A 14,797-nucleotide genomic window follows, 5' to 3' on the forward strand; every position below is an offset into this window, starting at 1 on the left:
AGGCCCGGTACTCCAGCGGATCCGGCCCGGGTACCCTCCGGGGCCCGCCGCGATGCGGTGGGGAGTGGGGCAGGGGCATGCGGTGCGCCCGGGACCTGGGCCGCGGGGCCTTCAGCTGCCGGAAGGCTCCCCCCGGTGCGGCATCTGGGGCGACTTCGCGGCCTCGGCCTCGGCCTTGGCGTCATTCACCGCGGCGACAGCCTGTTTTCCCGCCTCGTCTGCGGCTGCGGCAGCGTCGAGCAAGATCGTGGAACTTGCCTCGAGTTCCGGACTCCGGGTGGGCTGGGACGTGCCATCGGTGTCGGCGGCCGCCTGTCCCTCGGGCTGGGCAGGGGGTGGCGGAGTGCCCGTCGCCGCCTGGTTCCCGAATGCGCTGGTGACGGTCCGGACTGCCTCCGTCAGCTCACCGGGGATCACCCAGAACGTGTTGTTGTCACTGCTCGCCAGGTGGGGAAGCGTCTCGAGGTACTTGTAGGCCAGGATCTTGGGATCGGCGTTGTTGCGGTGGACGGCCTGGAAGACGAGCTCCACTGCCTTCGCCTCGCCGTCGGCCCGAAGGATCATGGCTTGCTGGGCGCCCTGTGCCTCGAGGATGTCCTTCTGCCTCGTACCTTCGGCAGTGAGGATCTTGGCCTGCCGTTCGCCTTCGGCGTGCAGGATGGCCGCGCGCTTGTCACGCTCGGCCCGCATCTGCTTCTCCATCGCTTCCTTGATGGTGTGCGGTGGATCGATGGCCTTGATCTCGACACGGTTGACGCGGATGCCCCACTTGCCCGTGGCGTCGTCGAGAACGGCACGGAGCCGGGAGTTGATCTCCTCACGCGAGGTGAGTGTCTCCTCCAGGTCCATGCTGCCGATGACGTTGCGCAGCGTGGTCACGGTGAGCTGGTCGATCGCCTGCAGGTAGTCGGCGACCTCGTAGGCCGCCGCCCGCGGGTCCGTGATCTGGTAGTAGAGCACGGTGTCGATGTTCACCACGAGGTTGTCCTCGGTGATCACCGGTCGGGGGTCGGAGGAGTAGACCTGCTCGCGCACATCCAGTTTGGTGTTGATGCGGTCCGCCACCGGTATGACCAGGTTCAGCCCGGGTTGCAGCGTACGGCGATAGCGGCCGAACCGCTCGATGTTGTAGCGACGTGCCTGCGGGACGATCCGCACCGAGGAGGCGACCAGGAAGATGACCACGATGGCCGCCACGAGGATGGGAATGACGACTGGATCCACAGTGCCTCCGTTGGTGTGCGCTCAGTCGTTCAGGGAAGGAGCTCGCGGGGATAGACGACGGCTGTAGCACCCTCGATCTCCATCACCTCCACCAGTGCTCCCACCGGGATCACCAGGCTCTCGTCGAGGGCCCGCGCGGACCACTCCTCACCGCCGAGTTTGATCAGGCCGTGCGTCGCCGTGACCTCCTGAATGACCTCGGCCCGTCTGCCGAGCAGCGCGTCGCTGCCGTCGCGGGTGAGGGGCTGCTCGGCCAGATGCCGCATCGCGATGGGGCGGGCGATGATGAGACCCGCGGCCGCTGTCACTCCGAGCGCCACGAGCTGGCCGAGCAGGCCGACGCCCACACCGGCCACGACGGCGGCGACCAGCGCGGCCCCGGCCATCAGACCGAAAACCAATGTCAGTGTGAAGAACTCCGCGACGCCCAGCCCCGCGGCGGCGAGCAGCCAAACGAACCACGGCATCGGATCGCCCTCCTTAAGGGCTTTGTCCACCAAACTACCTCTTGGGACGCCCGACAGGACAGGCACGGCAGCGGCTGTATTCGATCCGCCGCCCCCGCGGTCCTGCCTCGCCGCCTCGGAGGGCTGATCCTCGCCTTCAGGAGGGCGGAGCTTCAGTGCTCGCAGAGGGAGAATTCCCGCTCGTAGAGCTGCTCATTGTGTTCGTCGATGAAGTACTTGCGCTCCTGCATGAGCTGGTCGCGGTAGCCCTTGGCCTCTTCCAAGGTCATGGTCGAGGTGTCTGACCATGGCTGCTGCGGCGGCACATCGGAGGTGGAGACGATCTCTGCCGACGGGTCGACCAGGAAAAACGCGAGGATCTTGCGATACCCCGGCCGGGTGGGGTCCGCGAGACGGAACGAGCCGACGCGGTGCTGCAGGATGTTCGGGAAGGCCAGGCAGCGGCCCGCGGGAGTCGAGGCCGATCCCAGCATCTGGTTCAGCGCGTCCTCGTCCTCCAGGCCGTACACCTCACGCAGACCGTCGTCGTCGTTCTGCTCGTACGAGGGGTCGTCGAGTGCCGCCCGGAAGCTCAGCCGGCTTTCGGTGATGTTCTCGCTGTCCCAGTAGAAGATGCAGGTCGAGACGATCCGCTCGTTCATCATGCCCTCGACATGCCAGGAACCGCCGACGTACTCGGGTTTGTCCGGCGTGAGATGAATCGTGGCGAGCTTGACGATGACCTGGACACGGCGACCGCGCAGGTCGACTCGGGCGGCTTCCTCGGGCACCTCGGGAGCGGTGAAGGCCGGGGCGTCCGGGATGACCGGGCGGCGGTTCTCCCACCAGTCGTCGTGGGCCTGCCCCCAGGCGTGCACGGCTTCCTGGTAGGCCGCGTCATCGCTGAAGGACTGTCTGTTCGGGTACTCCGGCTTCGAGTCGTACCACCCGTAAGGATCGGCCTCGATGCGCAAGGGTCGCGGGTGGCGCAGATCGGTGAGCACGTTCTCGAACAGGGGGCGCATGCGGGCGAACAAGTCCGGCAGGACGCAGGCGAGTTCGCGATGATTCTCGGGGTGGACGTTGTTGACGTACGAACGGAAGACGGCATCGCCGTCGTCACTGACATCGACGTCCGTGGGCAGCCACTGGAACTTCTCCGAGAATTCGTACCGCGAATAGCGGTCCGTCGGGTTCTGCCAAGCTCGCTCGGGCGCTCCGCTCACCCCGCGCACCAGGCAGAACAGCGAGGGATGAACCAGATCCAGGACCTGGCCGTCGGATCCGGGATGCCAGTCCTTTTCTGCCTCGGGAACCTCTTCCAGAACGCGAACCGCCTCACGCAGCCGCGATCTGAGCTCGTCGTCGACCAGTGTGTCCGACTGCCACACCCCGTCGACGGCGGACACCTCGATGCCGGTTCGTCCGTCCCGAAGTGCGGCGTAGTGCGCGAGTTCGGCCAGCACGTGACGAACCTGAGCTTCGGTCAGGCCCTGGGCGACCGCTTCTTGCGTCCATCTGGCGACGATGTCGGCGTCGTTCATCTTGTCGAACCACCCAGGCTTCGCCCGAATGTGCGCGCTGCACTGGATCATCTCCAACTCCCGCAGCGTTCGCGGTGTCGCGAACGATATGGAACGAGAAGCATGAAAGGGCAGCGGGAAAGCAGACATGCCAGTCAAGGCTCTTGGTCCTCCCAGTCGATGTGCGGCGGCCGGAAGGATACTTCAGCGCACTGACACCGGCTCCGTAGTGCGTGCGAGCCGCCCGGGGCATGGGTCCCGGGCTGCCCTCAGGTCAGGAAGAGGCGGTCCATGCGCGCAGCCGACGGGCGAGCAGTCCTGCGCCCAACGCACCGGTGGCGGCATCCCGGACCAGGACGACCGCTTCCTTCGGCGGGTAGGTGAGGTGACACCCGTTCAAGGCGAGGTACGCCTCCGCGGAGTGCCAGGCGAACGCTTCGTTGGAGTGCTCCAGGCATGGCAGTCTCACCAGCGTCTGCAGCAGCGCGGCCGCTTTGAGATACACCGACCCGTATACGTCGTGTTCCAGAGCCCGGGAATTGACCCGGGCAACCGCCGCGTACAGCGGCCCGAGATCGTCCACCTGGGGATCGCCGGGCAGCAGCTCGGCGGCGTGCAACAGGAAGCTCACATCGAGCGGGTGGAGCGGCTCGTCCTGCGTCACGCTGCGTTGCCCCGCTTCTGCTGTCCTTCGAGTTCACGTCGGGCAGCCTGCTCGGCAGCGCGCCGCTCCCCGCTCGGATCGGCTGAACCGGCCGCCTCGGCGAACGCGTCGCCGCTGCGGGACATCGAGTCCTTGAACGCATCAAGGAAGCGCGCCTCGACGGCCGTAGCGCGATCGTAGGCGGCGGACAGGATGTACTCCTGCAAGCTGACCCCTGCCTGCCGTGCAGCGGCCTCGATGGCGGCGCGCTGGGCCGGATCCGGAAAGCGCAGGTTCATGGCTTTGGGCTGGGGCATGGTACCGATGGTACCTTCGGTACCGTCCCGGGGGCCAGACCCGCGGGCGGGCATGGGGAGACTTTGTGGCCGTTGCAGCAGATCGCGGACCGCTACCACCGCTTCAGCCGCCTCGCCCAGCCTCGCCTCGACCGGCTCACCGGCTCGCCGAGCGCAGCCCTGGCCAGGCACCCAAGCCCGGGAACTCATCGCCCGCTGCTGGGCGGCCCTGCACGAACGGGACAGCGGCGAAGCTCGCCCGACCCTCTTCCGCCTCTACGCCCACATCACCCGAGAGCCAGCAGACCGGGCCATCCCCGCTGAGAACGGACCGGACGGGCCGACCGCGTTACGGGGCCGAGGAGTGCTTGCGGTGCGGGTCCAGCCGGAAATCGGGACAGTCACGGTTCTGGCAGGCGCCCGGACCCCACACGGGAACGAACACGCCGAGGCTCTTGTGCCGATGGGGCACGGTCGGCACGTCCTTCTTGCAGCTCGGGCATACGTACACTTCGGACTTGCTCTTCGTTTTGACCATATTTTTACGATATGCCCGTACTGGTGAGTCGGGAAGTGCTCCGTCCTCTTTCCGACCCTCTTTCCGACTCTCTTGCTCACCTGGCGAAGCGGCCGGCGCCCCGGGGGCGGGCCTAGTCAGGCTGAGCACCACGGACCCGGCCAGGACAACGACGATGAACGCGAGACTGATCGGCGAGGGGATTTCCGGGATGCCGGGGCTGATCATCTTGTGCGATGCCTGGAGGATGAGCTTGACGCCGATGAAGCCGAGAATGATCGCCAGGCCCTTGTTCAGGTAGTGGAAGCGGTCCAGCAGCCCCGCCAGCATGAAGTAGAGGGCTCGCAGGCCCAGGATGGCGAACGCGTTGCTGGTGTAGACGATGAAGGCGTCATCGCTGACCGCGAGGACGGCGGGGACGCTGTCGACAGCGAAGATCAGGTCCGCGGCCTCGATCGCGGCGACCACCGCGAGCAGCGGGGTCGCCATCCGCACGCCGGCCTCCCGGACGAAGAACTTCGCCCCGGCGTACTCGTCCCGCACGGGGATGATCTTGCGGAGCAGACGTACGGCGAAGCTCTTGCCGGGGTCGAAGCTCTCCTCGTCGCCCTTGAGCAGCTTGTATGTGCTGTAGAACAGGATCGCCGCGAAGACGAAGAGCACCGCGGTGAAGCGGCTGACCACGGCCACGCCGAGGGAAAGGAAGATCCCGCGGAAGACGAGCGCGCCGATGACGCCGAAGAACAGCACGCGGTGCTGGTAGGCGCGGGGCACTTTGAAGTACGCGAAGATCACGGCGAACACGAAGAGGTTGTCGACCGACAGGCTCTTCTCCAGCAGCCAGGCCGTCGTGTACTCGGTGCCCGCCGTCGTGCCCAGGACGAGGAAGACGACCACACCGAAGATCAGGGCGAGACCCACCCACAGGCCGCTCCAGGCGGCCGCCTCCTTGAAGCCGATCACGTGCGCCGTGCGGTGGGACAGCAGGTCCACCGCCAGCGACACGACCACCGTCGCGGCGAACGCCCCCCACAGCCAGAGCGGGACCTCAAGCACGCCGATACACCCTCACCACGGCCGGCGCGGATTGTGCCGGCCCATATACAGGAGTGTCCGGCATGGCGCCCCGGAGGGCACGCCGAGGGCCAGGAGCCGCCATGCTCCTGCCCCTCGGGTACGCCCCTGGACCTTGGTGTTCTGTCGGCCGCGCGGTGCGGCTACTTCTGGTCGATGGGCAGGGCCAAGTCGGTGACCTGGTACTTCTTGGGGAAGGCGCCCTTGTGGGTGGCTGCGCCGGTGAGCACGTTGACCGCGTGCAGGCGGTAGGTGCCGCCGCTCTTGATGGTCGCGTAGCCGTGGTTCGTGCCGGTGGACTTCTTGTAGTAGATGTCGAAGCCGGCATCCAGGGCCGCGTCCACGCCGAGGTTGCCGACGGGCGCGAGCGTTCCGGCGTTGGCGGGGGACTGCAGGGAGATGCGGTCGGCCATCGTGTCGAGGTCGAACAGGGTCGTCGCGGTGGCCGCGCTGAGGTCGTTGTTGGTGTACGCGGCGCCGGTGACGCCCCGGGCGGTGGACGGCGGGGTGGTGGGGTTGGTGAGCGTGCCGTCGATGACGGTGGTCAGGGGAGCGGCGGCGTCGTCGATGTTGTGGCGCAGGTTCTGCCCGGTGTCGGAGATCACCCGCAGGCGGTTCGCGGCCGGGTTGAAGTCCACGCCGAACGCGGTGCCGGACAGGGCCACGGTCAGCTGAGAGACCTTTGTCGCCTTGGCGCGAGTGTTCAGGGTGTAGATGCCGCCCCGGTCGCCGACGCCGTACAGCTTCCCGTCCTGCACGCGGAAGTCGATGCCCACGAGCCTGGTGTCCTTGGACAGCCCGGAGACCTTGCCCAGCGACCATGCCCGCCCGGGTGCGTCGACGCCGAACTCGAGCAGCCGCTGATCGCCGGTCAGGCCGACGGCCGTCAGCCCTCCGTGCCGGGGCGCGGCCGGGGCTTCCTGGCTCGCGAGGGCCGGGGCAGCGCCCAGGGCGGCAAGGAGGACACCGGCGGTGACGATGGTGCGTTTACGCATGTTTTCTTCCCTCTCGGACGCCTCGACCTGGAATGTCGAAGGCTCTGCAAGGGATTCGTCACCGTCGGCGAGACGGATGGGCTTCGACCTCCCAAGCCACTCGTATGGAGCACGCGCCCGGTCAGGTCGGCAGGCTGAGCAAGGCGATGGGGTCGGAGGTGGGGCGGGCAGACCCACCGGCCGGTTCGACGGTGATGCCCACGGCTGAGGCCGCGTTCGCCGAGCCCTCCAGGACAAGGGCCTGGCCGGTGCGGTGGGCGTTCATCAGACCTGCCGACCGCATACTGCCGGCCACCTGATACCACGCCTGGTAGGCCTTGCCCGGCGGCGGAGCCGGCAGGTCCGCCAGCAGCACTGCCTGGTCACGACGGTCGGAGACGACGACCGTGGCGCGCGAACCGTCCTCCAGCCGTGCCGTGCGCGTGTCGGCGTCCGGCGCGGCCAGCACGGCGACGAGCTGATCCAGCTGCCCGTGGGCCTGCTGAGATTGGGCGGTGGCGTCTTCGGCGCGGTCATGCTGCCAGGCGGCGATACCGGCGAACACGGTCGCCGCCGCCAGGCAGGCGGCCAGCGCGAGCCGGGGCAGTCGTCGGCGCAGGCCGGTGAACCGCGTCTCGGGGCGGGAGGAGGGGGCGACCTGGCGGACCGTGGTGATGCGCTGGAGCACTTGCTGCTTGGCGGCGGGCTGAGGGCTGACGGCACCGGCGGCGCCGAGTCTGGCGGCGGTGGCGGTGAACTCGGCCACCTCGTCCTGGCAGGCCGCGCATGCCCTCAGGTGCTCCTCGAACAGGGCTCGTTCGTCGTCGGGCAGTGCGTGGAGGGCGTAGGCACCGGTGAGGGTGTGCAGATCGGCATGGGCGCTCATGTGCTCACTCCCAGGCAGTCACGCAGCCGGATCAGGCCGTCGCGCAGACGGGTCTTGATCGTGCCCAGCGGTACGGACAGTTGTTCGGCCACCTCACGGTAGGTGAGCCCTCGGTAGTACGCGAGTGTCACCGACTGGCGCTGCAGATCCGTCAAGGTGCGCAGGCACCGCCGCACCTGTTCGCGTTCGAGCCGGTGCTCGACCTCTTCGCTCACCTCGTCGTACTCGGGTGTCTGGTCCAGCGCCGCGGCCCGGTGATCTCGGGCGGCCGACGCCTCGGCGGAGCGGACCCGGTCGATGGCCCGGCGGTGGGCGAGGGTGAGGATCCAGTTGGTGACCGAGCCCCGGTCGGTCCGGTAGCGGGGCGCGGTGCGCCACACCTCCACGAGGACGTCCTGGGCGACCTCCTCGGACTGCGCCACATCCCGCAGCACCGCGCGCACCACTCCCAGCACGGCAGGGGCGACGGCGTCGTAGAGGCCGGCGAAGGCGTCCTTGTCTCCCTGGGCCACCGCGTGCATCAGTGCCTGGAGATCCGGCTGCTGAGCGGGGTGTGCGCCAAGGAAGATCGGCTCTTTCACGGATTCTGTCCTGTCGGCCGCTGGGTCCGTCCCCGCCCCCGTCCGGCCTGTCTGGCGGCCCGGCCGGAGTGGAAGGGGGTTGGCATCAACGTACAGGGGGACCGGCCGCCGGGGCGGCCCCACGCCGCCTGCGTCCTCGGAGCACCACGCCCTTCCGCCCTCTCAGCCATCCGTTTCCGGTCCCGCAACGAATCACCAGTAAGAGCAAAAGGGGTGAACCGAAATGAATGACTCCTGTGATGTTCTCACCGGTGCTGGGACGAGCCAACTGTGCTCCGTACGCCGTGACATCCGCGAGCAGCTGGACCGGTGGGGCACCGGCGAACTCGCCGACGACGCCGCCCTTGTCGTCAGCGAGCTGCTGGGCAACGCCTTCCGGCACGGCAGGCCACCCGTGTCGCTCTCGCTCGCACTCGACAACCAGCAGGACCGCACCTGCCTGCGGATCGGCGTCACCGACTCCGGCCCGGCGATCAACGTGGACCTGGTCCGGGCGAAGTGGCGGCATCCGTCCGGCGACCTGACCACGGACGGCCGCGGTCTGCGCCTGGTGGAGGCCCTGTCCCTCGCCTGGGGTGACCAGCCCCGACGTGCGGGCCACACCGTCTGGGCGGAACTCGACTGCCCCTCACGCCCCGACCCGGTCGGTGCGTGAGGGCGTCCGTCGGCCAGGCAGATGAAAACCCCTGACCGGGCGCCGCGGTGCCCGGTCAGGGGCCGTTAGTCGTAAGGCGCGCGTAGACGACGACGTTGTCGGCGTAGCGTCGGTCCTCGGGCGAATAGTCGCCGGCGCACGTGATCAGCCGCAGGCCCGCGTGGTCCAGGTTGCGGTAGACGTCGATGCTCGGAAAGCGGTCCTTCGCGTACTGAGCGGTTTTGGTGACGGTGAAGACCGCGGTCCTGCCGTCCTTGCGCAGCACCTCGATACGCGCGCCGGGTTCCAGCTCCGCCAGCCTGAAGAACACGGACCTGGCGCCGTTCCACGTGACGTGCCCGGCGATCACGGCCGGTCCCCGGGAGCCGGGGGCCGGGCCCAGCCGGTACCAGCCCGCCTTGTCCGGGTCCCGCGGGGTCTGCATGACACGGTCGCCGTCCAGCCCGAGACGCTCCAGCGGCGTGGACACCGCGATCCCGGGGATGGTCAGGCGTACCGGGGCGGACGCGGGCAGTACCTCCGACCCCGCGCCCGAAGGCGGCGGGTCATCGGGCCGCGCACTGCTCGAAGGAGCCGTGAGCACGGGCGGGGCGGGCTGCTGCTCGCCGACCCCCACGGCGACCAGCAGCGCACCCGTCACAAGAAGCGCGGGAGCGGCCGCGACCAGCAGCGGACGCACCCGCACCCGCCCCGCCACCCTCCCTGACGGCGGGGCTGTTCGATGGCCTGTCATGGCACGCGGTCAGCGGCCGACGGTGCCTGCGGGGCGACCGGTACGGCGGCGAGCCGCGACCAACAAGCCCGCACCGCCGACGAGGGCGGCGCCGCCACCGGCCAGCAGCCCGGACGCCTCCGTACCCTGGGTGGCGCCGGTACCGGTCTCGACTCCGCCGACCGGCATGGAACCCACCGCGGCGCCCTTGACCATGCCGCAGTTCGCGGGCGCGGTGGCCTCCTGCGGCAGCTTGGGATCGAGTTCGCTCTTGCCCTTGCCGAAGTCGTACTCGCCGTTGCCGTTCGGGTCGATGCCGTGCTGGACGATGTGCAGGTCCTTGATGTGGTCGGCGATCGCCTGAGAAACGGTGATGGTCCTGTCGTAGGACAGATTGCCGCCCTCGTCGGCCACGGGCATGCGGTCCACCGCCAGTCCGCTCTCCTTCGTGGTGTCCCCCTGGGTGGTCAGGGAGATGTTGATGGCCCCGTAGGCCGGCAGACCCTCGGTGGTGGTGACAACGCCGTCACCGTTCTTGTCGGCGCTCCGGTCGGGACAGTGGAAATCGTGGCCGTCGGTGGAGCCATGGATGTGCTGGGCGTGCGGCTGTCCGGGCACGAGCCCGGACGCCTCGATCTTCACCGTGAGCCGGGTGCCTTCGACGGTGAGCATGGCGGTACCGCGCGCGCCGGAATCGTTCTGCTGCTGCAGGTCGATCTGGTAGCTGCGCGGTCCGGAACCTTCGGAGCGCCCGTCGTCGGCGGCGGCCGGGACGACCGCCGCCAGCGAGAGCGCGGCGGGAACCGCCACCAGTGCGGCCAGACGTGCAGCGTGCTGGGTTATCACGAGAGAACCCCTCTCCTGCCCGGCGCTCGGCACTTGGCGCACCCGCACCGGTCTCGGCATTCACTGACACCTGTGATCCGATGCCGGCGCCGGGATCGGATTGGTGCGAGAACGAGTCCCGTTGTGTCCATGGCTCGCTAGAGGGCACTAGGGAAAGCTGAGCCGGTTGCGCAGTCGAGGGGTTGCCCCGGCCGACAGCTGCGGTGGGCGGTGCCAAGGGCGGAGGATCGGGCCTTGTTCGAGGGTTTTGAGGTCAAGCGGGTACAGACCGACGAAGCGTCGATTTTCGTCCGATACGGCGGTGAAGGGCCGCCGGTGGTGCTGCTGCACGGCCACCCCCGGACCTCCGCGACCTGGCATCGTGTCGCCCCGCTCCTCGTCCAGCGCGGTTTCACCGTCGTCTGCCCCGATCTGCGGGGCTACGGCCGGTCCACCGGCCCGGCACCCACCGCGGACCACCTCGGGTACTCCAAGAGGGCCGTCGCCGGTGATGTGGTCGAGGTGATGCGCTCCCTCGGCCATTCCCGGTTCGCGCTCGCCGGGCACGACCGTGGCGGCGCGGTCGCGCTGCGGCTCGCGCTCGATCATCCCGACGCGGTCTCGCGGGCGGCGCTGATCGACTGTCTGCCCATCAGCGAGCACCTGTCCCGCATCACGACGGAGTTCGCCACGCAGTGGTGGCACTGGTTCTTCTTCGCCCAGCCCGACATCCCCGAGCGGGTCATCAACGCCGATCCGGACAGCTGGTACCGCGGTGATCCGCACAGCATGGGACAGCAGAACCACGACGAGTGGCGCGCGGCGACGAGAAACCCCGACGTGGTGCGGGCGATGCTGGAGGACTACCGGGCCGGTCTCACCGTCGACCGGCGGCACGAGGAGGAGGACCGCGCCGCCGGGGTACGCATCCGGTGCCCGGCACTGATCCTGTGGTCGCTCCGGGACGACCTCGAGGACCTGTACGGAGACCCGCTGAAGATCTGGCGGCAGTGGGCACCGGATTGCCGGGGCCACGGCATCGACTCCGGGCACCACGTCGCCGAAGAGGCGCCGGAAGAACTCGCGTCCTCCCTGGCGGGATTCTTCGACCACCGCTGCGAACAGGAACCTGGCAAGGCCGAGTAGAACATCCGGGGCGGGGCAGGGGGGCGGTAGGTTCCCGTGGAGATTTCGCCTGGTGTCTCCTGACGAGACGGTTTGGAGAACATTGTGGCCGATCCCTCGGTCGAAGCTGTTGCCGCCGGTCGCTGCCTGGTCGCGAGGGTCAGTGGCGAGATGGATTACGTGACTGCCCCGGTCTTCCGTTCCCAGTTGAAGGAACTGGTCGCGCGGCGGAATAGCTGCATCGTGCTCGACCTGTGCGGCGTCTCGTTCTGCGACTCGGCCGGGCTGAACGTGCTGCTCGGGACGTGGAGGCAGGCGGATGCGAGCGGGGGGATGGTCATGCTGGCGGACGTGCCCGGGCCGCTGCGGCGGATCCTGCAGATGACCGGGACGGATCAACTTCTGCGGGTCTACGACACGGTCACCGACGCGGAAGCCGCCTGCGGTGGCTGAGCACCATCTTCCGTTCCCTCAGCGCGCAGCGGCGTCCGTCAGGACGGCCTGGAGGCGTGCCCGGCATTCGGCGACGAAGGCCGGGAAGGTGTGCCAGTAGTAGGGGATTCCACTGACGCCCACCGCGATGGCCCAGGCGCGGGCGCGAGTCCAGGTCACATCGTCGAGGTCCAAGGCGTCCCGGTAGGCTCCTCGCGCTTGCGGGGGCAGGTCCCAGAGCGTGGAGTGCTCGGCATCGGGAAAGCCGACCGAGAGTGCCCCGAAGTCGATGACGGCGTGGAGCTTGCCTTCCCGCACCAGGAGGTTGGTCGGCTTGAGGTCGCCATGGAGCCACACGTGAGGCCCTGAGGGCTCGGGCAGCGCGAGCGCTGCTCGCCACAGCCGCTCGAGAGCGTCGACGTCGAGCTCGGAGCCCACGAAGGTACGGCACTCGGTGAAACTCTTGCGGACCCACTGGTCGCACGGCCTCAGGCTGCCTCCGCGGTACCAACTGAGGCCGTCCGCGCGGGTTGCTCCCATGAGGTCGATGCGGTGGAGCGCTCTGACGACCGCCGCCAGGTCGGCTCCGAAAGCAGCCCAGTCCCGGACGGTGTCAGGGCCGACCTCGTGGCCGTCGATCCAGCGATACACGGACCAGGCCAGGGGGAACGCATCGGTCGGCGTCCCGGCGTGGACGGGCTCGGGAACCGGACAGGGAAGGAAGGGCGCCAGACGCGGAAGCCACTCCTGCTCCTTCCCCAGGGACCCTGCCTTGTCCGCGGTGCGTGGAAGCCGCACGAGCAGGTCATCGCCCAGCCGGTACATCGTGTTGTCCGTGCCCGCGCCCGCGGGCGACAGCGGTCGGTCGGCCCACTTCGGGCGCTGTGCCTTCAGCAGCGACCGGACCAGGTCCTCGTCGACCGGGATCTCATCCTGGTGCAGCATCAGTCGACGCAGAACTCGTTGCCCTCGATGTCCAGCATCGGGATGCACGACTCGTTTTCCTCATCGGCGTACAGCGTCTGCACGTGGGTCGCACCGAGCGCGACCAGTCGGGCGCACTCGGCCTCCAGCGCGGCGAGGCGCTCGGCGCCCACGAGTCCGGTGCCGACCCGGACGTCGAGATGTACGCGATTCTTGACGGCCTTCCCTTCGGGGACGCGCTGGAAGTACAGGCGCGGGCCCTCGCCGGAGGGATCACTGCAGGCGAACCATGATCCCCGCTTCTCGGGGGGCAGGGTGCGGTTGTAATCGTCCCAGCTGGTGAAGCCCTCCGGCGGGGGCGGTGCGACGTACCCCAGTACTTCGCACCAGAAGCGAGCGACGCGCTCGGGTTCGGCGCAGTCGAAGGTGACTTGGAACTTCCTGATCGCTGACACCGGCGCACCGTACCGCGTACCGCCACGACGCTGCCGCTCATTTCCGGGGCACCCCTTGAGCGAGGGCAAGCTCACTCAGAGAAACCGCCACAAGTGGTCGGCGGTGCCGTTGTCGTCGAACTGGACGACCTGGGCGCTGTTGGCGGTCGACATGCCGTCCACGCCCAGGACCTTGCCGCTGTGCTGCCCGCGGGCAGCTTGCGGAAGGCGTCGGGCACGGGAGCGGCGGCGGCCGGCCTCGCTGGTGCGGCCGAGGCCGAGGGGGCGAGCGGACCCAGTGCCGCTGTGCCGAGGGTCAGGGCGCCGGTGCCGAGGAGTGTGCGTGCTGACAGACATGCGGTCTCCCTACGGGGGTCTCCGGTCTGTCGCGGGCTCTTGTATATCGTTGTAAACGCGGGGCCGAAGAGATGACAGCACAGCCCGGGAGGGCCGTCCAGGGCCCTGACGCGTGCATGCCGGATTGGCACGGAAGGGTCTCTTTGCTCGCTGCCGAGCCGTACGCACGGCCGACCGGACCGACGCCGGGGGCCTCGCAGGCGGCTCCGGCGGTCGTATGGTCCGGGGTAATTTATGGTGACTCAAGGAGTTTGCCCCTACCGGAGGTGCAAAGATGCGCGCCGCGGCAGCGATCGTCTCGCCGGCTGTCAGCGTGGCGTTCATCGTCGCGACAGCGGCTTGTGACCAGGGCGGGCCGGAGGAGTCGACCGTCCGCTACGGCGACTGCCCCGTCTCGGGAACCCGCGGGGAGTTTCACCTGTCACCCGAGATGGCGGGCGCCCTGACGGTCAAGACGACCCTCCCCGCGCCCGGCTGGTGGAACGGCACCGCACCGCAATCCGTCAGGAGCGGCTACGAGTACTGCATGGCCGCCAATATCGCCCACCGGTCCGGACTCGACCGGGTGAACGTGAAGAACGCCCCCTTCCCGGAGGTCGTGTCCGGCCGGACCAAGGACTTCGACCTGGCCCTGGCACAGATCACGATCACCCCGGAGCGGAGCAAGGTCGCCGACTTCTCCCCGCCCTACCTCTCCTCGACCCTGGGAGTGCTGATCAGGGACGGTGAGAAGATCGACGAGAACAACGTCCGCGACGTCCGCATCGGAGTGGCCGACGGCACCACGGGCGAGGAGTTCGTCGAGAACCGCCTCAAGCCGGCCAAGCCCGTCACCGCCTTCGCCAACGACCCGGAGCTGATCACGGCGCTGGAGGAGGGCCGCGTCGACGCGGTCGTCCACGACACGACCATCCTGCTGGCCTATCCCCAGAAGCAGGACAACAGAGTGAGCCTGGTGGGCCAGTACCGGACCGATCAGGGGTACGGCGCCCTGTACCCGAAGGGGTCACCGGACAAGGACGAACTGGACCGGATCATCAGGCAGCTGATCGACGACGGGACGCTCGCCAAGCTGTCGGCGGTCTACCTCGGGGCCGCTTTCGGTCAGGACCCGGCCAAGATCCCCTACCTCACGGTCGACGACGGCTCCTGAACGCTCCGGGCGTCCG

At 68.7% G+C, this 14,797-nt stretch carries 16 protein-coding genes and 2 pseudogenes; 4 read left to right on the top strand and 14 right to left on the bottom strand.

Features of this window, described 5'->3' with window-relative positions; all coding sequences use genetic code 11:
• Positions 1–111: 111 nt before the first annotated feature.
• The 9 genes and pseudogenes from ACFYW5_RS27710 to sigK form a co-directional block, all read right to left on the bottom strand.
• Positions 112–1,224, bottom strand: coding sequence for an SPFH domain-containing protein (locus ACFYW5_RS27710; RefSeq protein WP_389419797.1), 1,113 nt, complete (start codon positions 1,222–1,224; stop codon positions 112–114).
• A gap of 29 nt (positions 1,225–1,253) precedes the next feature.
• On the bottom strand, positions 1,254–1,691 hold the full coding sequence (locus ACFYW5_RS27715; RefSeq protein ID WP_389419798.1) for an NfeD family protein: 438 nt from the start codon (positions 1,689–1,691) through the stop codon (positions 1,254–1,256).
• A gap of 152 nt (positions 1,692–1,843) precedes the next feature.
• On the bottom strand, positions 1,844–3,343 hold the full coding sequence (locus tag ACFYW5_RS27720; RefSeq protein WP_389419799.1) for a DUF4246 domain-containing protein: 1,500 nt from the start codon (positions 3,341–3,343) through the stop codon (positions 1,844–1,846).
• A gap of 124 nt (positions 3,344–3,467) precedes the next feature.
• Positions 3,468–3,857, bottom strand: coding sequence for a fic family toxin-antitoxin system, toxin component (locus ACFYW5_RS27725; RefSeq protein WP_389419800.1), 390 nt, complete (start codon positions 3,855–3,857; stop codon positions 3,468–3,470).
• Positions 3,854–4,153, bottom strand: a complete 300-nt coding sequence (locus ACFYW5_RS27730) for a DUF1778 domain-containing protein (protein WP_389419801.1) — start codon at positions 4,151–4,153, stop codon at positions 3,854–3,856. Before ACFYW5_RS27730 ends, ACFYW5_RS27725 begins: the two co-directional genes overlap by 4 nt.
• 565 nt (positions 4,154–4,718) lie before the next feature.
• A pseudogene (locus ACFYW5_RS27735) lies at positions 4,719–5,705 on the bottom strand (TerC family protein); the annotation flags it as partial.
• Positions 5,706–5,866: 161 nt separating this feature from the next.
• Positions 5,867–6,718, bottom strand: coding sequence for a DUF4394 domain-containing protein (locus ACFYW5_RS27740; RefSeq protein ID WP_389419802.1), 852 nt, complete (start codon positions 6,716–6,718; stop codon positions 5,867–5,869).
• A gap of 121 nt (positions 6,719–6,839) precedes the next feature.
• Positions 6,840–7,583, bottom strand: coding sequence for an anti-sigma factor domain-containing protein (locus tag ACFYW5_RS27745; RefSeq protein ID WP_389419803.1), 744 nt, complete (start codon positions 7,581–7,583; stop codon positions 6,840–6,842).
• A complete protein-coding gene (gene sigK / locus ACFYW5_RS27750) occupies positions 7,580–8,104 on the bottom strand; it encodes an ECF RNA polymerase sigma factor SigK (RefSeq protein ID WP_389419843.1) in 525 nt (174 codons plus the stop codon). The genes ACFYW5_RS27745 and sigK overlap by 4 nt, the downstream gene beginning before the upstream one ends.
• A gap of 283 nt (positions 8,105–8,387) precedes the next feature.
• Between sigK and ACFYW5_RS27755 the strand changes: the two genes are divergently transcribed.
• Positions 8,388–8,819, top strand: coding sequence for an ATP-binding protein (locus ACFYW5_RS27755; RefSeq protein ID WP_389419804.1), 432 nt, complete (start codon positions 8,388–8,390; stop codon positions 8,817–8,819).
• A 55-nt stretch (positions 8,820–8,874) separates the two neighbouring features.
• On the opposite strand, the gene ACFYW5_RS27760 is transcribed toward ACFYW5_RS27755, so the two are convergent.
• Both ACFYW5_RS27760 and ACFYW5_RS27765 read right to left on the bottom strand, forming a co-directional pair.
• The gene (locus ACFYW5_RS27760) at positions 8,875–9,489 is read right to left on the bottom strand and encodes a class F sortase (RefSeq protein ID WP_389419844.1); all 615 of its coding nucleotides are present in this window, start codon (positions 9,487–9,489) and stop codon (positions 8,875–8,877) included.
• A 72-nt stretch (positions 9,490–9,561) separates the two neighbouring features.
• Positions 9,562–10,377 carry a hypothetical protein gene (locus ACFYW5_RS27765; protein ID WP_389419805.1) on the bottom strand — a complete coding sequence of 272 codons (816 nt, stop codon included), beginning with the start codon at positions 10,375–10,377 and terminating at the stop codon, positions 9,562–9,564.
• Positions 10,378–10,611: 234 nt separating this feature from the next.
• Here ACFYW5_RS27765 and ACFYW5_RS27770 point away from each other — a divergent pair, with 234 nt between their 5' ends.
• A complete protein-coding gene (locus ACFYW5_RS27770; RefSeq protein WP_389419806.1) occupies positions 10,612–11,502 on the top strand; it encodes an alpha/beta fold hydrolase in 891 nt (296 codons plus the stop codon).
• Positions 11,503–11,574: 72 nt separating this feature from the next.
• Positions 11,575–11,934 carry an STAS domain-containing protein gene (locus ACFYW5_RS27775; RefSeq protein ID WP_389419807.1) on the top strand — a complete coding sequence of 120 codons (360 nt, stop codon included), beginning with the start codon at positions 11,575–11,577 and terminating at the stop codon, positions 11,932–11,934.
• Positions 11,935–11,952: 18 nt separating this feature from the next.
• On the opposite strand, the gene ACFYW5_RS27780 is transcribed toward ACFYW5_RS27775, so the two are convergent.
• The 3 genes and pseudogenes from ACFYW5_RS27780 to ACFYW5_RS27790 form a co-directional block, all read right to left on the bottom strand.
• Positions 11,953–12,861 (bottom strand): aminoglycoside phosphotransferase family protein, encoded by a 909-nt coding sequence (locus ACFYW5_RS27780; RefSeq protein ID WP_389419845.1) that lies wholly within the window; start codon positions 12,859–12,861, stop codon positions 11,953–11,955.
• Positions 12,858–13,292 carry a VOC family protein gene (locus ACFYW5_RS27785; RefSeq protein WP_389419808.1) on the bottom strand — a complete coding sequence of 145 codons (435 nt, stop codon included), beginning with the start codon at positions 13,290–13,292 and terminating at the stop codon, positions 12,858–12,860. Before ACFYW5_RS27785 ends, ACFYW5_RS27780 begins: the two co-directional genes overlap by 4 nt.
• 75 nt (positions 13,293–13,367) lie before the next feature.
• A pseudogene (locus ACFYW5_RS27790) lies at positions 13,368–13,484 on the bottom strand (RICIN domain-containing protein); the annotation flags it as partial.
• Positions 13,485–13,902: 418 nt separating this feature from the next.
• On the opposite strand from ACFYW5_RS27790, the gene ACFYW5_RS27795 reads away from it, so the two are divergent.
• Positions 13,903–14,781, top strand: a complete 879-nt coding sequence (locus ACFYW5_RS27795) for an ABC transporter substrate-binding protein (protein WP_389419809.1) — start codon at positions 13,903–13,905, stop codon at positions 14,779–14,781.
• Positions 14,782–14,797: the final 16 nt, after the last annotated feature.

The organism is Streptomyces sp. NPDC002779 (genome assembly GCF_042888685.1).
In the GTDB taxonomy this organism is placed as follows: Bacteria; Actinomycetota; Actinomycetes; order Streptomycetales; family Streptomycetaceae; genus Streptomyces.